This window comes from Rhizobium sp. Leaf341, from assembly GCF_001424325.1.
Taxonomy (GTDB): domain Bacteria; phylum Pseudomonadota; class Alphaproteobacteria; order Rhizobiales; family Rhizobiaceae; genus Ferranicluibacter.
The window spans coordinates 894396-914419 of record NZ_LMPE01000015.1 but is presented as its reverse complement, the minus strand read 5'-3'; the positions used below and the strand labels follow the sequence as shown (position 1 = coordinate 914419).

Here is a 20024-nt window from a genome sequence, read left to right as displayed (position 1 = left end):
TACCGGAATAAAGCATGTCCGGTGAACGTCAGTCCACCGGACATGTCATCCGTCTGTCAAAGGTCAGTGCCGGCCGGCGAAGCAGGGCGCCTTGCCGGGAAGCAGGCGATCAGCGCGAGACGTCCTGACCGAAATAGGTGTCGGAGATCGTCTTGTACGTGCCATCGGCCTTGATCTCGGCCAGAGCCTTGTTGATCGCGGCAAGGAGTTCCGGCTCTCCCTTGCGGATGATGATGCCGGAATAATCGGCATTGTCCTGCTCCGCGGCAATCTTCACCGGCGCATCGGGCTTCTGCTTCTTGAAGTCGAGGAAGGACAGGCTGTCGTTGACCGTCGCGTCGGCCCTGCGGGTCAGGACGAGCTGGATCGACTGGTCGAAACCATCCGTGCCAACCAGTTCGGCGCCGGCGCTCTGGGCGATCTTGCCGAAATTGCTGCTCAGCGACTGTGCCGACGTCTTGCCCTTGAGGTCGGCAAAGCCCTTGATGTCGTCATTGTCCTGCCGGACGATCAGCACGGCCTTGGAGGCGATATAGGGCTCGGAGAAATCGTATTTCTGCTTGCGTGCCTCGGTGATGCCGACCTGGTTGATGACGGCGTCATAGCGGCCCGCGTCGATGCCGGCGATCAGCCCGTCCCACTTGCCCTCGATGAACTGCGCCTTGACGCCCAGCTTGGCGGCCACGGCCTCGCCGATCTCCACGTCGAAGCCCACCAGCTTGCCCTCGGCATTGTGGAAGGTGAACGGCGCGTAGGTACCTTCCGTGCCGATCTTCAGCACGCCGGCCTTCTGAATGGCCGACAGGTTCTCGCCGGCCAGCGCCGGGGCGATCGCGGCGGCGTGGAGGATGGCGGCGGTGGCGATGGTCTTGAGCCAGTTCATGATGTCTGCGTCCTTCTGAAGCGATGTCGGTCGTCTCGGCACGGCGGCCGGTCGAGCTCTGTCATCGCAGGAAATAGGCGCGAAGGATTGAAAGAAAACTGCGAATGAAACCGGCAAATGCGAAAATCTTGCTCTTTCCGCCTGCCGAGCCGACAGGCAGATCGCGAAGTCTCGCTAGGTCGCTATGTTAGGCAAACCTTTCTTTACGTTTATGTCGGATTCTAACACTTCACCGGGCTACCGTGGCCGGGCAGCACTTCGGAGATGGCCATGCGCCGCTTGTCTCAGTCCCTCGGCTTCGATGCGAAGTCGGTTCTTCACGCGATCAGTCAGTCCCAGGCGATCATCGAGTTCGACCTGACCGGCAAGGTTCTCACCGCCAACGACAATTTCTGTCAGGCCCTGGGCTATAGCCTTTCCGAAATCGTCGGTCGCCATCACAGCCTGTTCGTCACGCCGGAAGAAGCTGCATCCCCGGCATACCGGGAATTCTGGGCCGCTCTCGCCGGCGGGCTTTTCCAGCGGCGGCAGTACAAGCGCATCGCCAAGGGCGGCCGCGAGGTCTGGATCGAGGCGTCGTACAATCCCGTCCTGCGAAACGGCAAGCCCTACAAGGTGGTGAAGGTCGCGACCGAGATCACGGCCTCGAAGATGAAGAGTGCCGAGGACGGCGGCAAGCTCATGGCCTTGTCGCGGGCGCAAGCCATCATCGAATTCACGCCGCAGGGCGAGATCCTCTGCGCGAACGACAATTTCCTCGGCGCCCTCGGATACGATCTCTCCGAGATCGCGGGGCGGCATCATTCGATGTTCTGCGAGCCGTCCTATACGGCCTCGCCCGACTACAAGGCTTTCTGGGACGATCTGCGCCGCGGGACCTTCAAGACCGATCAGTTCCTGCGCATCGGCAAGGGGGGCAAGCGGGTCTTCATTCAGGCGTCCTACAATCCGATCTTCGATGATGCCGGACGGGTCTTCAAGGTGGTGAAATTCGCGATCGACGTCACGGATCGCATGCATGCCGTGGAGGAACTCGGTGCAGCGCTGGAGCGGTTGTCCCAGTGCAATATCCGCGTGACGCTGGACGAGCCTTTCGTCGGCGAGTTCGACAGTCTGCGGCGCGATTTCAACACGTCGATCAGCGAGTTTCAGAAGACGCTGACAAACGTGCTCGGCCAGACCCACGCGCTGAACGCGAGCAGCCAGGAAATGCGCCACGCGGCCGAAAGCCTTGCCGAACGGTCGCAGCAGCAGGCGGCCGCGCTCGAGGAAACGTCAGCCGCCCTTGACGAAGTCACGGCGACCGTTAACTCCTCTACCGAAAATACGCAGGAAACGCGCACGCTGGTGCAGAACGCCCGCGTGTCGACCGGCGCATCGGCAGCCGTGGTGCAGGAGACGGTCACGGCCATGCAGAGGATCGAACAGGCCTCAGGCGAGATCAGCCAGATCATCGGCGTGATTGACGAGATCGCCTTCCAGACGAACCTCCTGGCGCTGAATGCCGGCGTCGAGGCCGCGCGGGCCGGCGAGGCCGGAAAGGGTTTTGCCGTCGTTGCCCAGGAGGTCCGCGAACTGGCGCAGCGCTCCGCGAAGGCTGCCAAGGAGATCAAGGTTCTGATCACCAATTCCGGCAAGGAGGTTTTGGAGGGCGTCCGTCTCGTCGGCAAGACCGGCGACGCACTGAAAGAAATCGACATCTTCGTGCGCCGGATCGACCAGAACGTGGACGCGATCGCCACCGCCGCCAAGGAGCAGTCGGTCGGCCTTCGCGAGATCAACAAGGCGGTGAACGAGCTCGATCGGATGACGCAGGAAAATGCCGCCATGAGCGAGCGGACGACCGATATCAGCCTGGCGCTGGCCGAAGGCGCCGATGCGCTGGCCGCGATGGTCAGCGTCTTCAAGCTCAACCGGCGGACCGCCCAGCGCCAGCCGGGCGCGTCGGATGCTTCCCGGCCTTCGCACAGGGAGGCGACGCCCGGGCGGAGGAGCTTCGCGGCCTAAGACGCACTGCCGCCTTGAGGCGGGAAAGGACTTGTCATGCAGGAAGACCGGCGCAGGAAGGTGCTCTCGCAGCGCCTTATTCCGGACAACGAGATCGATCGTCTCGCCGCCGTTCGGTCCATCGGCTTCCGTGCCGTCGAGACGATGCCCGAACTCAAGGACCTCGCCTCTCTTGCGCGCGACGTGTTCGAGTGTGCCTTCGCGGCGGTCAACATCGTCGATCAGGACTGGCTCCGCTTCATCGCCCAGTCCGGGACCGTCGTCGAGAGGTGCTCGCGTGACGAATCCATCTGCCAGTACGTCGTGCATGAAGGCGAGGTCATCGTCGTTCCCGACCTGACCCTGGAGCCGGCAATGGCCCACTTGCCCTATGTGGTCGGGGGGCCACGCATGCGCTCCTATGCCGGGGCACCCATCGCGCTGGAGCCGGGCCTGACCGTCGGCGCGTTCTGCATCATGCACACGGATCCCCGCGATCTCGATGCGCGTCAACGTCGGCGGTTGACGGAGTTTGCGCGGCTTGCCGGTGCGCTTTTCCGGTTGCAGCGGTCCAATCTGCTGATGGCGAAGGCCGAGCAATCATTGCGTCTGGCGGCAATCACGGATCCGATGACGGGCTTCTTCAACCGGAAGGCCTTGTCGGAGCTCGTGGATCGCCAAATGGACGAGACGCTGGCGGCTGGCCGTCCGTTCGGTGCCGCCTATCTCGACATGGACGGTTTCAAGGCGATCAACGACCGGCACGGCCACCAGACGGGCGACGAGGTTCTGCGGCAGGCCGCCGGGCGCATTCGCTCGGTCATTCGGGCCGGCGATATTCCATTGCGCATGGGCGGCGACGAATTCGTCGTCTTCTTCCCCGATTGCGGCAGCGAGGATGCGTTGCCGACAATTGCGGCGCGTCTGGTCGAGGCATTCCGCACGCCGTTCCTGATCGGCGGCACACCTGTGGTGGCACATCTGAGCATCGGTGCAGCCGCCGTGTCGCACAACGGTGCAAGCCGCGAGGCACTGCTGGACACGGTGGACAGGGCCTTGTACGAAGCCAAGGCAAGCGGTCGGGACCGCTATGTCGTGCGTCCGGGGAACATGCCGGACTAAACGGTGTCCGTCGCGGGCCGGCGGAAGACCAGGAGGCTTGCCGTCAGGGTCTGCACGATCCCGTCGTCCTGGTTGATCGTCCGGCTGCGCATGACGACGATGCCGCGATCCGGCTTGGAGCGGGATGGGCTGATCTCGACGATCTCTCCCTCCACATGCAGCCTGTCGCCCGGGCGGGTCGGCAGCGGCCAGGCAAGCTCGCAGTGCGTGCCGATGAGGCCGCCATCGAAGGGGAGGCTCTCCACGATCAGACGCATGGTCAGCGCCGCCGTGTGCCAGCCGCTGGCGGCCAGTCCGCCAAACAGCGTCGCATGCGCTGCTGCGTCATCGAGGTGAAAGGGTTGCGGATCGAACTGGCCTGCAAAGCTGCGGATTTCGTCCGCGGTGACATCGACGGTCCCGCTTCGGAATGACAGGCCCGGTGCCAGATCGTCCAGAAAGAGACGCGGTGTGTGCTGTTTCATGCCCGACCTCCCAAAACCTCTGCATCGTGTCTTATCAGAGATCTCTCATTTTCCGTAGCGGCACCGGATCTCAAGGACGATCGCGGGCGAGGTCCTCGAGGTCCGGCGCTAGCCGACGAGATCGCGACGGCGCCTGCAGGCTCCGTGAGAGGCGGAGCACTGCAGGCCTTCGCCGCTCAGGGGATCAGTCGCTCGTTCCGCAGCTCGTCGAACAGGGTCGTGAAGGCGTCGTCCGTCGGCTGATAGACGGTGAATCCCATCCGGCGGCTCTTCGACATGTCGGTGACCACCTCGATCGGCCGACCGAGGTCAGCATCGGTATGCCAGGGCGAAATCAGCCGATGGATGTCGTGTTCCACCAGCCTCTCCCGCTCGGCAATCCTGCGCCAGATCGCAGCGTCGTCTGCCATCTGCTCTTCCAGCGGACGGACCGTGCCGTCGAACGGCGCGGCCTCGATGCCGAAGGCCGCTGCGATGCGCTGCCACATCCAGCTCCAGCGGAAGACATCGCCGTTGACGACGTTGAAGGCCTCATTGGCGGCTTCCGGCGTCGTGGAGGCCCAGAGCATGTGCTGGGCGAGCACATCCGCACTGGTCATGTCGGTGAGGCCGTTCCACTGGGCTTCCACACCCGGAAACCGGAACGGGCGCCCGGTCTCGCGGCAGATGGCAGCATAGACGGCGAGCGTGGTCCCCATGTTCATGGCATTGCCGACGGCCTTGCCGATGATGGTGTGCGGACGGTGGACGCTCCAGGTAAAGCCATCGCGCTCTGCGGCGGAAAAGACCTCGTCTTCCTGCGCGTAGTAGAAATTCTCCACATCGAGCCGGCCCTGTTCCTCGCGGAACGGCGTCTGCGGCAGGGTGCCTTTGCCATAGGCCTCGAAGGGTCCGAGATAGTGCTTCAGCCCCGTGACCAGCGCCACGTGACGCACGCTTCCGGCTGGGCGGAGCGCTTCGAGCAGGTTGCGCACCATGGCGGCATTCACACGAATGTTTTCGGCCTCCGTCGGCTGGCGCAGCCAGCTTGCGATGAAGACATGGGTGGGGGCGACGTCCGCCAGAGCGGGGCCAAGCGTGGCCGGATCGAGAAGATCGGCGGCCAGTGGCGTTACGTTCTCCTGGCGTCCCGGCTTTCGTGCGAGACCCGTGACATCCCAGCCGGCCTTCGACAGCACCTTTGCGGTGGCGCTGCCGACCACGCCGCTGGCGCCCACGATCAAAGCCTTGTTTTGCATCTACAGTCTCCTTGCGTTCACGCCGGACATAGGCATCCCTTCCATTCTGTCCACCCGCCCTATCTGTCCTCCCATGGGCAATCGTACGCCTGCGGACATTCGGTTGCGGAACATTCCATGCTCCGCCCGGTTGGTTGTCGTGCCGGACTTTGCCCGCGATGGGGGCTTTGTTGCCCGTCACATGTCCTTCTTCACACTCGTGGCGTTCCGGTGTTTTCATGACAGTTAAAATTGCGATTATCGGGTCGGGTCCGACTGGTATCTACACGCTCCACGGCCTCGTCTCCTGCCCGCGGCCGCTCGACATCACCGTGTTCGAAAGCGATGCCGATCCGGGGAAGGGGACGCCCTATCATCCCGATATCAACGACCAGGCCATGCTGGCCAATATCGCCAGCATCGAACTGCCGCCGATCTACGAGACGCTCGTCGCCTGGCTTCGCCGCCAGACGGACGCGGAGCTGGAGCGGATGAATGTGGCGCGGGACGCCATTGCCGAGCGTTCCTTCTATCCGCGGATCGTGCTCGGCGAGTTCTTTCAGGACCAGTTCCGCCAGTGCGTGATCGAGGGCCGCAAGGCCGGGCATGTCATCGAGATCAAGGCGTTGCATCGGGTCGACGATATCGATCTTCATCCCGGCGACATCGCCGTCACCGCCACCGGACCGGAGGGACAGCAGCGCTATGCCTTCGACCACGTGGTGATGGCAACGGGGCACGACTGGCCGGAAACGACCGAGACGCGCCCGGGCTACTTCATGTCGCCCTGGCCGGCGCCGGTGCTGAAAACCATTCCGCCGGGGCGCGTCGGCATTCTTGGAACGTCGCTGAGCGCCATCGATGCGCTGATCACCGTCGCCACGGCGCACGGCGCCTTCTACCTCGATGCCGCAGGATCGCTCGAATACTTCCCGTCGCCCGGAACGGAGGCCTTTTCGGCGGCGCTGATGTCGCGCAAGGGCGTGCTGCCGGAAGCCGACTTCTATTGTCCCTATCCCTATCTGCCCTTGTCCATTTGTACACCGGAAGCGGTCGATGCCCTGGTAGCAGGGGGTCGGGGTGATCTTCTGGATCCGATCTTCGACCTCTTTCGGGCCGAATTGCTTGCAGCCGATCCTGCCTATGCCGAGCGGGTCGGTCTGGGGATGCTGACGGTGGAGACGCTGGCGCCGGCCTATTTCGCGGACCGGGAGGGGGCGGATCCCTTCGTCTGGGCGGCTGCGAACCTCGCGGAGGCCGAACAGAACGAGCGCGACCGGCGCACGATCGGCTGGCGCTATGCGATCCTGCGCATGCACGAGGTCATCGCGCGGGCCGTGCCGTTCTTCAACAAAGACGATCTCGATCGCTTCCACAAGCACTTCAAGACCGTGTTCATCGACGATTACGCGACCGTGCCGCACCAGTCGATCCGCCGCCTGCTGGCGCTTCGGCGCGCGGGCAAGCTGGAGGTGCTTCGGCTCGGCAGGGAGTCCGATGTCGATACGGAAAACGTCGATCGCGGCGCGACCGTCAGCTTCGAGGGCCGGTCCGAGACCTTCACGGCCTTCATCGATGCAACGGGGCAGCACCAGCTTTCGGCGCGCGACATCCCGTTCCCCAGTCTCGTCCAGCACGGGTTCGTCCGAAAGGCCACGACACCCGTCTCGACGGTTCTGATCGAGATGCCGAACGAACCGGCGGTGGTGCGCACCGGTGGGGTCGATCTCGATGATACGTTCCGTCCGATCCTGACGGCGCCTGTCAACCGGAACCTCTACTGCGTGTCCATCGCCTTCCTGCTGCACAAGCTTCCCTTCATTCAGGGGATCACCAGCGCGCACGAACTCGGCGGGATCGTCTCCACGACGATCCTTGGCGAGATTGACGGGACAATCGGGGGCGCAGGGTCGGGCATCCTTGTCGGGATCGACATGAACGCCGCGTAACGCAAGGCCCTCAGGCGTCGACCCAGACCTCGGCGCCGAGGGTGACCCGGCCGGGGACGGCGATGTCGGCGTAAACGCCGAGGTTGCGCCGGTTGCCGCGCAGGATACTGCGCAGGATGTTGGGCTGTTCCGGCAGTCCGGGCTGTGCGGCGAGCGTCATGCCGCACCGCTTCGTGCCTTCGGTTACCTGGATCTCCAGCGTGCCGATGACGACCCTCCGGCCGATCCAGTCGTTTTCGACAAAGCCCGCTGGCGTCTCCGTCTGGATCAGAATATCCGGCCGGAACCGTCGTGCATCGAGGGTCGATGCGGGATCGCTTGCCCGGATGGCCTCCATCGAGGCCGTCGTCAGGATGTGGAGAGGGCTTGCCTTGTAGCGCGGCTCGACCACGGGCCAGTTTCCCCCGGTGCCCCGCGTCTCGGCCAGGCCGACGGAAAAGCCGAAATGCGCCGACAGGCGATCCTCCAGATCCGGCGCATCGGCCGGCCGCCACGTGCCGTCGGGAAAGCCGATTTCGGCCATGCCGTCCGGTCGCAGCCGTGAAACGAGATGCAGCGCCTTGCGCCAGCGCTCGCTTGATTCCGGTGCCGCGGGTTCGCGCGTGTCCGCGTCGAAAAGCAGAAAGGATCGACTGCCGGGAACGCCGCTCAGGGCAGGATCCGCTGCCCCGGCTTTGGCGTCACCGGTTGCCGCGACATCGAGGTGGTCCAGTTTTTCGCCGCCCACCGAACTTACCGGGTAGCGCCAAAGTTCGGCAATCCGTCCAACAGATATCATGGAACGTGTCTCCGGCAGGTGATGGGGGGATGAGCAGGTTCGAGGACGCCTGCGGGTGGAACTCTCCGTCTGAATGCGCCCGTGTCTCGCTGGTTCCCGACGCCCGCCCGTAAATACGTCAGGGAACGATCCCCGAAAGAGGTGATCCGCGTTCCACAAGGGAGTGTTGTCTTTACCAGGGCGCGAATTATTTCAATTCAGCAATCCAAGGATGTATATATTATTGGATATTTATTTAGCTTTGCTTGTTATTCTTCCGGTTCATAGCACGGGTCAGGGTAGGTTGATGGTCAGCGTTTTCGGAGAATCCACACGCCTGCTTGTGCCGACGGATGACTTCCGAACGCTGTTTCAGACCCATCCGTCGCCGATGTGGCTTTATGATCCACTGACCTATCGTTTCCTCGTCGTCAATGATGCCGCTGTCGCACTCTACGGTTATAGCCAGAAGGCGTACAAGCGGCTGACGGTTCTCGACATCCGCCCCGCCTCCGAGCGACAGCGCATGATGGATGCCGTGGCGAAGCGCAACGATGTCGATCGGGCCGAGCGGTGGACGCATCTGAAGGCCGACGGGACAGCGCTCGATGTCATCACCTACGGACGCGAGGTGCATTACCAAGGGCGGCAGGCGATCCTTGCCGTCGTCCAGGACCGCACCGAGGTGATCGCCGCCCGCCAGAAGGTCAGCGAGACCCAGACCTTGCTCGACAGCATCATCGAGAACCTGCCGGTTGCCGTTTTCGTCAAGGACATCGAGGAGAATGGCCGCTACGTGCTCTACAACGCCGCCTGCGGCAGCATCTTCGGCACGCCGTCCGAGACGGTCGTGACGGGATCCGACGGGATGGTGTTCTCGGAGCGCCAGACGAGGCAATTCCGCCAGCAGGACGATTGCGCGCTGGCGACATCGGGGACGGTGAACTTCGAGGAGACCATCGAGGATCCCTCGGGCGGGAAGCGCATCCTGCGCACCGCCAAGCGTGTGCTGCCGACGCGCAAGGGCAAGCGACCGCGCTACGTGCTCGGCATCTCGCAGGATGTGACGGAAGAGCGGGAGGCCGAAGCCCGGCTGGCCTACATGGCGATGCACGATTCGCTCACCGGCCTGGCGAACCGTGCCTATTTCAGCGATCACATCCGGCGAGCCGCGCTCGCGGCGACGGTGGAAGCGCCGGTCGCCCTGCTGTATCTCGACATCGACCACTTCAAGACCATCAACGACAGCAAAGGGCATGCGGCGGGTGACGCTCTCCTCTGCCAGGTGGGAGACCGCCTCCTTTCCAACATACGGCAGAGCGATCTCGTGGCGCGGCTCGGGGGAGACGAGTTCGCGATCGTGCTGCAGCTCCAGGACGGGCGCACCGCGGAGGAGGTGGCCGACCGGCTGTTGTCCGCCCTGCGCGTGCCTTTCGATATCGACGGCATCGCCGAGCACGTGACCTGCAGCATCGGCATCGCGCGCGCCCCGGAGCACTCCACGGACGATGACGGGCTGATGCGGGACGCCGATCTGGCGCTTTACGCGGCAAAGGAAGGGGGACGATCGACCTTCCGTCTCTATCGCCCCGAAATGCGCAGGGAGGCGGAGCGCCGGCACGAGATGAAGCTTGCGCTGCATCACGCGCTGGCCGAGGGACAGTTCGAACTCTACTACCAGCCGATCTGCGAGATCGACGGCCCGGTTCTCGCGGGCTTCGAGGCCCTGATCCGCTGGAACCATCCGGAACGCGGGCTGGTGGCGCCGATCGACTTCATCCCCATTGCCGAGGAGACCGGGCTGATCGTTCCGATCGGCGAATGGGCGATGAACGAGGCTTGCCGGACGGCATCCCGGTGGCCGGCCCATCTGAGGATCGCGGTCAATCTCTCGGTCTCGCAATTTCGCGATGCGGGCCTCCTGGATATGGTGCGACAGGCGATCGAGAGCAGCGGACTTGCGCCCGAACGGCTGGAGATCGAGATCACCGAATCCGTCTTTCTCACCGATGTCGGCCAGAGCCTGCCGCTCCTGCGCGCGATGAAAGCGCTCGGCCTCAGGATCGCCATCGACGATTTCGGCACCGGCTATTCGTCGCTGTCCTATCTGCGCAGTTTTGCCTTCGACAAGATCAAGCTCGATCGCAGCTTCGTTTCGTGCATCGAGACGGATGCCGGCAGCCTTGCCATCATCCGCGCGGTCGCCGGGATCGGCTCCGGCTTCAACGCCACGACACTTGCCGAGGGCGTGGAAACCGAGGAGCAGCTGCAGGCACTCCGCCGTGAGGGATTCGGCGAAGTGCAGGGCTATCTGCTCGGTCGTCCGCTGCCGCTCGGCGAGACCGAGGCGATCATCCTGGCGTCAACGCCCGGTTGTCAGAGCGCGCCGTTTCGGTTGAGCGCGACGACATAGAGGCCCGTCGTCGCCGTCATGAACAGCTGATGGCGCGCGCGTCCGCCGAAGCACAGGTTGGAGACGCGCTCCGGAAGCAGGATGCGACCCATCAGATGCCCGTCCGGCGCGATGCAGTGCACGCCGTCGCCGGCGGACGACCAGACATTGCCGTCCGTATCCAGCCGGATGCCGTCGGCAACGCCCGGCGAGATGACATGGAAGACCGCACCGCCCGAGAGCCGGCCATCCTCGGCCACGTCGAAGACACGGATATGGCAAGGGTCGTCGCTATTTGGCAGGCCGGTGTCGGCGACATAAAGCCGACGCTCGTCCGGGCTGAAGGCAAGGCCGTTCGGCGAACGAAAATCGGTGAGCATCGCGCGGATCTCGCCCGAGGGGTCGACGCGGTAGACGTTGCAGGGCAGTTCCTGCGCGCTGCGATGTCCCTCATAGTCGCTGAAGATGCCGTAGATCGGGTCGGTGAACCAGATGGCGCCGTCGGATGCCACGACGACATCGTTCGGGGAGTTGAGGCGTTTCCCCTCGAACCGATCGGCAATGACGGTGATCCTCCCGTCATATTCCGTCCGCGTCACCCGCCGTGTCCCGTGTTCGCAGGTCACGAGGCGCCCGAGACGGTCGCGCGTCTGGCCGTTGGAAAAATTCGATGGCGAGCGGAACGTGGAGAGGCCGCCATCCGGCGACCAGCGCAGGATGCGGTCGTTGGGAATGTCGGAAAAAAGCAGGCAATTGAGGTCGCCGAACCAGACGGGGCCTTCGACCCAGTCGAAGCCGGTTGCCAGCTGCTTGACCGGCCCGTTGCTGAAGACATAGGTCGAAAACACGGGATCGACGGCTTCGAAAAACGACATGATGCTCTAACTCCTCTTGCGCGTGCGCTTTCGCGGTGCCCCTGGCAGGCTCTTTCGACCGCGCTCCCTTTCCTCTGGGGCGAAGCGGAGATTCGTCATGACAGGCACCGAACTTTCCCGACTGTATCGCGAGTATATCGATTGTCTCAACCGGCAGGCCTGGTCCGAGCTGGGGGATTTCGTCTGCGACGATGTCCGGCACAATGGTCGTCCGATCGGCGTCGGCGGCTATCGTGCGATGCTCGAGACGGACTTCCGGGAGATCCCCGATCTCGCCTTTCGGATCGTCCTTCTGGTCGCCGATCCGCCCGTCGTCGCCAGCCGGCTTGCTTTCGACTGCACACCGAGCGGCATGTTCCTGGGGTTGCCGGTCAACGGGCGGAGGGTCCGGTTTTCGGAGAATGTCTTTTACACCTTTCGCGACGGCCGGATCGAAGAGGTCTGGTCGGTGATCGACAAGGCGGCGATCGAGGCGCAAGTGTCATTTGCCGCGGCGCCGGGCCGCACATCCATCCAGAAGACGGAGATCCGCCGATGAGCCTCGATCTGTTCGACCTGACCGGTCGTCGTGCGCTGGTCACGGGATCCTCGCAGGGGATCGGCCTGGCGCTGGCCCGCGGATTGCAGGCAGCCGGTGCGGAGGTGGTGCTCAACGGACGCGATGCGACAAAGCTTGAGGCTGCGGTCGCGGCTGTGCCAGGTTCCCTGAGCCTTGGCTTCGACGCAACCGACCATCATGCGGTGCGGGCTGCCATCGACAGGTTCGAGGCACAGACGGGGCCGATCGACATCCTCGTCAACAATGCCGGCATGCAGCATCGGGCGCCGCTCGAAGATTTTCCGCCCGAGGCCTTCGAACGGCTGCTGCAGACCAACATCGCCAGCGTCTTCCATGTGGGCCAGGCCGTGGCGCGACATATGATCGCACGTGGTGCCGGCAAGATCGTCAACATCGCCAGCGTTCAGGCTGCGCTCGCCCGTCCATCGATTGCGCCCTACACCGCAACGAAGGGCGCCGTGGCCAATCTCACCAAGGGCATGGCGACGGACTGGGCGCGCTATGGGCTCCAGTGCAACGCGATTGCGCCCGGCTATTTCGAGACGCCTCTCAATGCAGCGCTGGTCGAAGACCCGGATTTCTCGGCCTGGCTCGGCAAGCGCACGCCCGCGGGACGGTGGGGGCAGGTCGAGGAACTGGTCGGCGCCTGCGTGTTCCTTGCCTCGGCCGCATCCTCTTTCGTCAACGGCCATGTCCTCTACGTGGACGGCGGCATAACCGCCTCGCTGTGACGCCGGAAAGGGCACCGGAGCCCCTGGCCCGCCGGGGAATAAAAAATATCAGGGATCACTGAAGATTGCCGCATTCATGGGGATGTCTGATGCGCGCATCGGCCTATGTCCGTTCCGTCGCCTCCGGAGATTTCCACGTGTCCCACATCCGCCTTGTCCTCCCCGCAATGGTTTTCGGTGCGCTCCTGGCGCTTGCCGGCTGCAATGAGAAGACCGAGCAGAAGCCTGCAAACGCACCGGCGGCAAAGCCGGAGGTCAGCGTGATGTCGCTGCACCCGACCTCGGTCGCCATCACGGCGCTGCTGCCCGGACGCACTGCCGCATCGCTGATCGCCGAAGTGCGGCCGCAGGTCGGCGGGATCGTGCGCAAGCGAAACTTCCAGGAAGGCGGATCGGTCAAGGAGGGCGACGTGCTCTACGAAATCGATCCCGCGACCTACCAGGCGGCTTACGACAGTGCGGTGGCGGCCGTCGCCAAGGCCAATGGCGCGGTTCCGAGCGCCCAGGCAAAGGTCGAGCGCTACCGGGGCCTCAGCCGCAGCGACGCGGTCAGCCAGCAGGATCTGGACGAAGCCCAGGGCGCACTGGCGCAGGCAAACGCCGACGTTGCCTCGGCAAAGGCTGCGCTCGAGACGGCGCGCATCAATCTCGACTACACCAAGATCCGTGCCCCGATCGGCGGTCGCGTCGGAGCCTCGACCGTGACCGTCGGGGCGCTGGTGACCGCCGACCAGACGACATCGCTGACGACGATCCGCCAGATCGACCCCATCAATGTCGATGTAACGCAGTCGAGCGCCAACCTCCTGAAGCTGCGACGCGCGATCGAAGACGGGCGCCTGAAGACGACAGGGGCGAATGTCAGCGTCAAATTGAAGCTGGAAGACGGTTCCGATTATGATCAGACCGGCCGGATCGAGTTTCTTGATGCTGCGGTCGAGGAGACCACGGGGTCGGTGACCGTCCGCGCGGAGTTTCCCAATCCCGAACAGCTTCTCCTGCCGGGCGTCTATGTCCGCGCGATGATCCAGGAGGGCATTCGCCAGAACAGCTATCTGGTGCCGCAACGGGCCGTGTCGCGCAACACGAAGGGCGAGGCGACGGCCAAGTTCGTGATGCCGGATGGCAAGGTCGAGGAACGCGTGCTGAAGGTCGATCGCAGCATCGGCAACAGCTGGCTCGTGGCCGACGGCATCGAGGACGGCGAACGGGTCGTCGTCGAGGGCTACCAGCGCGTCCGGGCCGGGCAGGAGGTGACCACGTCCGACGTCATCGTCAACGACGCGACAGGCGAACTCGAGCAGGCCTCCAAGGAGACGGGCGGAACCGCAAAGCCCGTCGATGTCTCGGCCGCCGAGCCTGTCGCCACAACGCCGGGCACGGATGCAGCCGCGACGCCCGCCGCATCGAAGAACTGAGGTCGCACCATGTCGCGTTTCTTCATCGGCCGGCCGATCTTCGCCTGGGTCATCGCCATCTGCATCATGCTGGGAGGCCTCCTCGCGATCACCACGCTGTCCATCTCGCAGTATCCGCAGATTGCCCCGACATCGGTGCGGATCAGCGCCAATTATGCCGGAGCGGACGCGCAGACGGTCGAGAATTCGGTGACCAAGGTCATCGAGCAGGGCATGACCGGGATCGACAATCTCGATTACATGACCTCGACCTCGCAATCGACGGGTTCGGCGACGATCTCGCTGACCTTTACCAATGCGGCCGACCCGGATGTCGCGCAGATGCAGGTGCAGAACAAGCTCCAGCTTGTCGAGTCGCAGCTGCCGCAAAGCGTGCAGTCGAGCGGTATCACGGTCGCCAAGGCTTCCACCGGCTTCCTGATGGTCGTCGCCTTGGTTTCCACCGACAACAGCCTCTCCTCGCTCGACCTGTCCGACTATATCGACAGCACGCTCAACGACACGATCAAGCGCGTGCCCGGCGTCGGCGACACCCGCATCTTCGGCTCCGGCTATGCGATGCGGATCTGGCTCGATCCCGACAAGCTGGTCAAATACAACCTTATGGCGAGCGACGTTTCGAGCGCCATCGAGGCGCAGAACACGCAGGTGTCCGCGGGCCAGCTCGGCGGCCTGCCGCAGCGCAAGGGCCAGCAGCTGAATGCGACCGTCACTGCCAAAAGCCGGCTGCAGACGCCCGAGCAGTTTGAAAACATCATCATCAAGAGCCAGCCAGACGGCTCGCTGGTGCGCCTGAACGACGTCGCCCGCGTCGAACTCGGCGCGGAAACCTACGACACGTCCGGCATCTACAACGGCAAGAACGCGTCCGGCCTTGGTGTCTATCTGGCGGCCAACGCCAATGCGCTGGACACGGCAGAGGCCGTGACGAGTGCCATCGACAATCTGCGCGAGACGCTGCCGCAGAATGTCGAGGTGGCCTATGCCAACGACACCACGCCCTTCGTCAAGCTGTCGATCAAGGACGTGATCAAGACCCTGATCGAGGCGATCGTGCTGGTCTTCGTGGTCATGCTGGTGTTTCTCCAGAGTTTTCGCGCCACGCTCATCCCCACGCTGGCGGTGCCCGTCGTGCTGCTCGGCACGTTCGGGGTGCTCGCGGCCTTCGGCTACTCGATCAACACGCTGACCATGTTCGCCATGGTGCTCGCCATCGGCCTTCTGGTCGATGACGCCATCGTCGTCGTCGAGAATGTCGAGCGCATCATGGAGGAGGAGGGGCTCGAGCCGCGCGAGGCGACCATCAAGTCCATGAACGAGATTACCGGCGCGCTGGTCGGCATCGCCACGGTGCTCTCGGCCGTGTTCATCCCGATGGCCTTCTTCTCCGGCTCGGTCGGCATCATCTATCGTCAGTTCTCGGTGACCATCGTTTCGGCCATGGTTTTGTCTGTCGTCGTCGCGCTCACGCTGACGCCGGCGCTTTGCGCCACCCTCCTGAAGAAGCCGAAGGAGGGCGCCAAGAAGAAGGGCCTCTCGGGTGTGTTCAACAGGGGCTTCGACCGCACGACGAACGGGTATCAGCGCAGCGTTTCCGGCATGATCCGTCGACCCTTCGCCTTCCTCGTCGTGTTCCTCCTGATCATCGGCTCCGTCGTCTATCTCTTCAACCGATTGCCGAGCTCGTTCCTGCCGGAAGAAGACCAGGGCATTCTCATCACCAGCGTCCAGCTGCCGCCCGGCGCCACGCAGGACCGCACCCTCAAGGTGATGAAGCAGGTCACGGACTATTACCTCAACCAGGAAAAGGACTATGTCGACGGCGTCTTCGGCGCTGCCGGCTTCGGCTTCGGCGGACAGGGTCAGAATGTCGGCCTGACCTTCGTGCGCCTGAAGGGCTTCGATGTGCGCACCGATCCCAAGGGCAGCGCATCGGCCATCGTCGGCCGGGCGCGAAAGGCATTTTCGAAGATCCAGGACGGTTCCGTCACCGCGCTGGCTCCGCCTGCCATTCCCGGTTTCGGCAACTCCGGCGGCTTCGACCTCTACCTTCAGGACATCAACGGCGAAGGTCACCAGGCGCTGATCGCCATGCGCAACAAGCTGCTGGCCGCAGCCGGGCAAAGCCCGCTGTTGCAGGGAACCCGTCCGAACGGCCAGGAGGATCAGACGCAGTATCAGGTGAACATCGACCAGGAAAAGGCGAGCGCCCTCAATCTCAGCCTGTCCGATATCGATGCGACGCTGTCCACGGCCTGGGGCGGAAAGTACATCAACGATTTCATCGATCGCGGTCGTGTGAAGCCTGTCTATCTTCAGGGCGATCAGGATTACCGCATGCAGCCGGAAGATTTCGACGCCTGGTATGTCCGCAACGCCGACAATGCCATGGTGCCGTTCTCCGCCTTTGCGGGCGGCAGCTGGTCGTTCGGCTCGCCGCGTCTGGAGCGCTACAATGGCTCGTCCGCCGTCGAGATCCAGGGCTCGGCCGCACCCGGCGTCAGCTCCGGTGACGCCATGAACGCGATCGACACGATCATGGCCGAGCAGGGGGCGGGCTTTGCCCATGAATGGACGGGGCTGTCGGCGCAGGAGCGCCTGTCGGGCAGCCAGGCAACGCAGCTGTACCTGATTTCCGGTCTTGTCGTCTTCCTGGCGCTGGCCGCCCTGTACGAAAGCTGGTCGATCCCGTTCGCCGTCATGCTGGCCGTGCCGATCGGCATCTTCGGAGCGCTGTTTGCCGCCACGATCATGGGGGAATCCAACGACGTCTACTTCAAGGTCGGGCTGCTGACGACCATCGGGCTCGCGGCGAAGAATGCGATCCTGATCGTCGAATTCGCCATGGAGCAACAGGCGCAGGGCAAGGATCTCGTCTCGGCGACGATGGAAGCCTCCCGCCAGCGGCTCCGGCCGATCCTGATGACGTCGCTCGCCTTCATCCTCGGCGTGATGCCGCTCGCCATTGCGAGCGGTGCCGGATCGGGTGCGCAGAACTCCATCGGCATCGGCGTCATGGGCGGCATGATCGCCGCGACCTTCATCGGCATCTTCTTCATTCCGCTGCTGTTCGTGACCGTGCGCCGCCTCTTCAAGGGCCGCCGCTCGCAGCCGAGCAAGGAGGCGCCGGCACAGACCGCGACCTGACGTCGAGCCAGCCAGGCCACAGGCCCGTTCGGTGGGACGTTCAGCCGGGCTTTCTGCGGGCACGGCGCAGCGCGTGCAGCGCGATCGCCATGAGGAGAAGGGCGGCCGCCAGGAGCAGCCCGCCGCCGATCGCCTGATAGATCAGCACGCCGAGGACTCCGCCGCCGAAGAAGGCGGCGATCGTGGTGATATGCAGACGCAGCTTTGCCCGGTTGTCGACCGCGTCCGCGGGAACCGCGCGGCCCCGAAGGATGTCGATGGCAATCGCGATTTCGATGCCGATGTCGGTCGCCATGCCGGAGACATGGGTGGTCCGGATGCGGGCATTCGAGATGCGCGTCACCGTGGCGTTCTGCAGTCCCATGAGAAAGGCAAGGCCGAGGACCAGCATCTCGACGCGCCATTCGGCCGTAACGAAGAGATCCGCAAGGCCGAGCGGCGCGAGAAGCAGCGCTTCTACGAGAATGCATCCGGCATAGACGCCATTCCTGCCGCGTCGCTGTCCGGCATTTACGATCAGCGAGGATGCTGTCGACCCGAGGATGAAGACGAGCACGATCGAGAGATAGAACAGGCTCGCCCGGCCGTCCTTTGTCGCGACATGATCCGACAGCGCCGAGACGTTGCCGGTCATGTTGGCGGCGAAGAATCCGATCGCGTAGAAGGCCGTGGCGTTGAGCGCGCCGGCAACGCCGGCCAGCCAGCAGGCGAGATGGACATCGATACGTTCGTTGCGCGCCGCGCCCTGGTGGATCAGCATGCGGCCATATTGCCCCTGTGGCCTTGCGCGAAAACGGAGCGGCGCAGAGCCAGCAGCGGCGCAAGCGTGCAGTGCCGCATTTTTCCGTTGTGCACTGCCGTTCCGAATGCCACACTTCCATGACGTTGGTCTCAAATAGGCCCGAGCAGGGAGACGAGCATGATGCGTTTCGACATGAGCCGAGCCACGCGGATCCGTGCGATCCTCGGCAGTCTCGTCCTTTCTACGGCGCTGCTCTTCGCCTCCGGCGGTGCCTTTGCCGCAAAGACCTCCCTCGTCCTCGGCATGACCATCGAGCCCCAGGGGCTCGACCCGACGGCCGCTGCGCCCGTCGCCATCGGACAGGTCACCTGGCAGAACGTGTTCGAGGGCCTCGTGGCCATCGACCGGGAGGGCAAGGTGGTGCCGCAGCTTGCCAAGAGCTGGGTGATTTCGCCCGACGGGCTGACCTATACGTTCAAACTGCAGGAGGGCGTGACCTTCCATGATGGCGAGACGTTCGACAGCGCCGTCGCCAAATTTTCGCTCGATCGCGCCCGTGGACCGGACTCGACCAACGGGCAGAAGCGCTTCTTTGCCGCGATCGATACGATCGAGACGCCCGATGCATCGACCCTGGTGCTGAAGCTCAGGAAGCCGCAGGGAAGCCTGCTCTACTGGCTCGGCTGGCCGGCCTCCGTCATGGTCGGCACGAAGAGCGCCGCCGAGGACAAGACGAACCCCGTGGGCACGGGACCCTTCACCTTCGTCCGCTGGACCAAGGGCGACCGCGTGGAACTGGCCGCCAATCCGGACTACTGGAACAAGGCGGTCAAGGTTCATCTGCAGACGGTGACCTTCCGCTTCATTCCCGATGCCCAGGCGCAGGCTGCCGCGTTGAACACGGGCGGCGTCGATGCCATTCCGGAGTTTGCCGCGCCCGAACTGATGGAGAGTTTCAAGGACAAGCCCGATCTCGTCACCGTGATCGGCAATACCGAGCTCAAGGTCGTTGCCGGCATGAACAATGCCCGCAAGCCCTTCGACGACAAGCGCGTCCGCCAGGCGCTGATGATGGCGATCGACCGGCAGACGGTGATCGACGGCGCCTGGTCTGGCCTCGGCACCGCCATTGGCAGCCACTATACGCCGAACGATCGCGGCTATGTCGATCTGACGGCCAAGCTTCCCTACGATGTGGACAAGGCGAAGGCCCTTCTGGCGGACGCTGGCTATCCCAATGGGTTTGCCTTCACGATCAAGACGCCGCAGATGGCCTACGCGCCGCGCAGTGCGGAGGTGATGCAGGCGATGCTGGCCGAGATCGGCGTGACCATGACCATCGAGCCGACAGAGTTTCCGGCCAAATGGGTCCAGGACGTGCTGAAGGCCGCCGATTACGACATGACCATCGTGGCGCATGCCGAGCCGATGGACATCGACATCTATGCTCGCGATCCCTATTACTTCAACTACAAGAACCCCGCATTTTCGGCGATCATCGACAAGGTCGAGGCGACCACCGACCCGGCCGAGCAGGACGCGCTGTATCAGGATGCGCAGACGATCCTCGCCGAGGACGTGCCCGCCCTGTTTCTGTTCGTCATGCCCAAGCTCGGCGTATGGAATGCCAAGTTGAAGGGTCTCTGGGAAAACGAGCCCATTCCGTCCAATGTGCTGAGCGAGGTCTATTGGGAGGAATGAGAACGAGCACTCGCTGCGTGACGGAGGTTCTGAAGGCGAGGGCGAAATCGGCCGGGCGGGCGCACGGCGCGGGCCGGGCTG

Annotated in this window: 15 protein-coding genes; 9 read left to right on the top strand and 6 right to left on the bottom strand. The window is 63.9% G+C overall.

Annotated features, from left to right (window positions below; all coding sequences use genetic code 11):
* Positions 1–109 precede the first annotated feature (109 nt).
* Positions 110–883, bottom strand: coding sequence for an amino acid ABC transporter substrate-binding protein (locus tag ASG03_RS18910; RefSeq protein ID WP_062695090.1), 774 nt, complete (start codon positions 881–883; stop codon positions 110–112).
* Positions 884–1153: 270 nt separating this feature from the next.
* On the opposite strand from ASG03_RS18910, the gene ASG03_RS18905 reads away from it, so the two are divergent.
* Both ASG03_RS18905 and ASG03_RS18900 read left to right on the top strand, forming a co-directional pair.
* Positions 1154–2890 (top strand): methyl-accepting chemotaxis protein, encoded by a 1737-nt coding sequence (locus ASG03_RS18905; RefSeq protein ID WP_062695088.1) that lies wholly within the window; start codon positions 1154–1156, stop codon positions 2888–2890.
* A 36-nt stretch (positions 2891–2926) separates the two neighbouring features.
* A complete protein-coding gene (locus ASG03_RS18900; protein WP_062695086.1) occupies positions 2927–3991 on the top strand; it encodes a GGDEF domain-containing protein in 1065 nt (354 codons plus the stop codon).
* Here ASG03_RS18900 and ASG03_RS18895 read toward each other — a convergent pair.
* Together ASG03_RS18895 and ASG03_RS18890 are read right to left on the bottom strand one after the other, a co-directional pair.
* Positions 3988–4455, bottom strand: coding sequence for a MaoC family dehydratase (locus ASG03_RS18895; protein WP_062476785.1), 468 nt, complete (start codon positions 4453–4455; stop codon positions 3988–3990). The two genes, ASG03_RS18900 and ASG03_RS18895, sit on opposite strands and share 4 nt — an antisense overlap.
* Before the next feature lie 176 nt (positions 4456–4631).
* Positions 4632–5693 carry an SDR family oxidoreductase gene (locus tag ASG03_RS18890; protein WP_062695081.1) on the bottom strand — a complete coding sequence of 354 codons (1062 nt, stop codon included), beginning with the start codon at positions 5691–5693 and terminating at the stop codon, positions 4632–4634.
* A 218-nt stretch (positions 5694–5911) separates the two neighbouring features.
* Here ASG03_RS18890 and ASG03_RS18885 point away from each other — a divergent pair, with 218 nt between their 5' ends.
* Entirely contained in the window at positions 5912–7621 is a 1710-nt protein-coding gene (locus ASG03_RS18885) for an FAD/NAD(P)-binding protein (protein WP_062476780.1), read from the top strand.
* Positions 7622–7631: 10 nt separating this feature from the next.
* Here the strand turns inward: ASG03_RS18885 and ASG03_RS18880 are convergent, their stop codons facing one another.
* Positions 7632–8399, bottom strand: coding sequence for an MOSC domain-containing protein (locus tag ASG03_RS18880; protein ID WP_062695079.1), 768 nt, complete (start codon positions 8397–8399; stop codon positions 7632–7634).
* A 286-nt stretch (positions 8400–8685) separates the two neighbouring features.
* Between ASG03_RS18880 and ASG03_RS18875 the strand changes: the two genes are divergently transcribed.
* Positions 8686–10791 (top strand): putative bifunctional diguanylate cyclase/phosphodiesterase, encoded by a 2106-nt coding sequence (locus tag ASG03_RS18875; protein ID WP_062695077.1) that lies wholly within the window; start codon positions 8686–8688, stop codon positions 10789–10791.
* On the opposite strand, the gene ASG03_RS18870 is transcribed toward ASG03_RS18875, so the two are convergent.
* Entirely contained in the window at positions 10755–11645 is an 891-nt protein-coding gene (locus ASG03_RS18870) for an SMP-30/gluconolactonase/LRE family protein (RefSeq protein WP_062476771.1), read from the bottom strand. The genes ASG03_RS18875 and ASG03_RS18870 overlap by 37 nt on opposite strands.
* A gap of 97 nt (positions 11646–11742) precedes the next feature.
* Between ASG03_RS18870 and ASG03_RS18865 the strand changes: the two genes are divergently transcribed.
* The 4 genes from ASG03_RS18865 (at position 11743) to ASG03_RS18850 (ending at position 17500) form a co-directional block, all read left to right on the top strand.
* The gene (locus ASG03_RS18865) at positions 11743–12183 is read left to right on the top strand and encodes an ester cyclase (protein ID WP_062695075.1); all 441 of its coding nucleotides are present in this window, start codon (positions 11743–11745) and stop codon (positions 12181–12183) included.
* Complete coding sequence (locus ASG03_RS18860) at positions 12180–12935, top strand: SDR family oxidoreductase (protein ID WP_062476765.1); 756 nt, start codon at positions 12180–12182, stop codon at positions 12933–12935. Before ASG03_RS18865 ends, ASG03_RS18860 begins: the two co-directional genes overlap by 4 nt.
* An 89-nt stretch (positions 12936–13024) precedes the next feature.
* Complete coding sequence (locus tag ASG03_RS18855) at positions 13025–14353, top strand: efflux RND transporter periplasmic adaptor subunit (protein ID WP_062695072.1); 1329 nt, start codon at positions 13025–13027, stop codon at positions 14351–14353.
* A 9-nt stretch (positions 14354–14362) separates the two neighbouring features.
* Complete coding sequence (locus ASG03_RS18850) at positions 14363–17500, top strand: efflux RND transporter permease subunit (protein WP_062695071.1); 3138 nt, start codon at positions 14363–14365, stop codon at positions 17498–17500.
* A gap of 40 nt (positions 17501–17540) precedes the next feature.
* Here the strand turns inward: ASG03_RS18850 and ASG03_RS18845 are convergent, their stop codons facing one another.
* Positions 17541–18260, bottom strand: coding sequence for a YoaK family protein (locus tag ASG03_RS18845; RefSeq protein ID WP_062695070.1), 720 nt, complete (start codon positions 18258–18260; stop codon positions 17541–17543).
* A 159-nt stretch (positions 18261–18419) separates the two neighbouring features.
* Between ASG03_RS18845 and ASG03_RS18840 the strand changes: the two genes are divergently transcribed.
* On the top strand, positions 18420–19943 hold the full coding sequence (locus ASG03_RS18840; protein ID WP_082475843.1) for an ABC transporter substrate-binding protein: 1524 nt from the start codon (positions 18420–18422) through the stop codon (positions 19941–19943).
* Positions 19944–20024: the final 81 nt, after the last annotated feature.

Bases quoted from the DNA above. Each gene is read 5' to 3' on its own strand.
- ASG03_RS18865 (WP_062695075.1), top strand. From the start codon at position 11,743: ATGACAGGCACCGAACTTTCCCGACTGTATCGCGAGTATATCGATTGT.
- ASG03_RS18875 (WP_062695077.1), top strand. From the start codon at position 8,686: ATGGTCAGCGTTTTCGGAGAATCCACACGCCTGCTTGTGCCGACGGAT.
- ASG03_RS18855 (WP_062695072.1), top strand. From the start codon at position 13,025: ATGCGCGCATCGGCCTATGTCCGTTCCGTCGCCTCCGGAGATTTCCAC.
- ASG03_RS18845 (WP_062695070.1), bottom strand. From the start codon at position 18,260: ATGCTGATCCACCAGGGCGCGGCGCGCAACGAACGTATCGATGTCCAT.
- ASG03_RS18895 (WP_062476785.1), bottom strand. From the start codon at position 4,455: ATGAAACAGCACACACCGCGTCTCTTTCTGGACGATCTGGCACCGGGC.
- ASG03_RS18910 (WP_062695090.1), bottom strand. From the start codon at position 883: ATGAACTGGCTCAAGACCATCGCCACCGCCGCCATCCTCCACGCCGCC.
- ASG03_RS18870 (WP_062476771.1), bottom strand. From the start codon at position 11,645: ATGTCGTTTTTCGAAGCCGTCGATCCCGTGTTTTCGACCTATGTCTTC.
- ASG03_RS18860 (WP_062476765.1), top strand. From the start codon at position 12,180: ATGAGCCTCGATCTGTTCGACCTGACCGGTCGTCGTGCGCTGGTCACG.
- ASG03_RS18905 (WP_062695088.1), top strand. From the start codon at position 1,154: ATGCGCCGCTTGTCTCAGTCCCTCGGCTTCGATGCGAAGTCGGTTCTT.
- ASG03_RS18840 (WP_082475843.1), top strand. From the start codon at position 18,420: ATGATGCGTTTCGACATGAGCCGAGCCACGCGGATCCGTGCGATCCTC.
- ASG03_RS18850 (WP_062695071.1), top strand. From the start codon at position 14,363: ATGTCGCGTTTCTTCATCGGCCGGCCGATCTTCGCCTGGGTCATCGCC.
- ASG03_RS18880 (WP_062695079.1), bottom strand. From the start codon at position 8,399: ATGATATCTGTTGGACGGATTGCCGAACTTTGGCGCTACCCGGTAAGT.
- ASG03_RS18900 (WP_062695086.1), top strand. From the start codon at position 2,927: ATGCAGGAAGACCGGCGCAGGAAGGTGCTCTCGCAGCGCCTTATTCCG.
- ASG03_RS18890 (WP_062695081.1), bottom strand. From the start codon at position 5,693: ATGCAAAACAAGGCTTTGATCGTGGGCGCCAGCGGCGTGGTCGGCAGC.
- ASG03_RS18885 (WP_062476780.1), top strand. From the start codon at position 5,912: ATGACAGTTAAAATTGCGATTATCGGGTCGGGTCCGACTGGTATCTAC.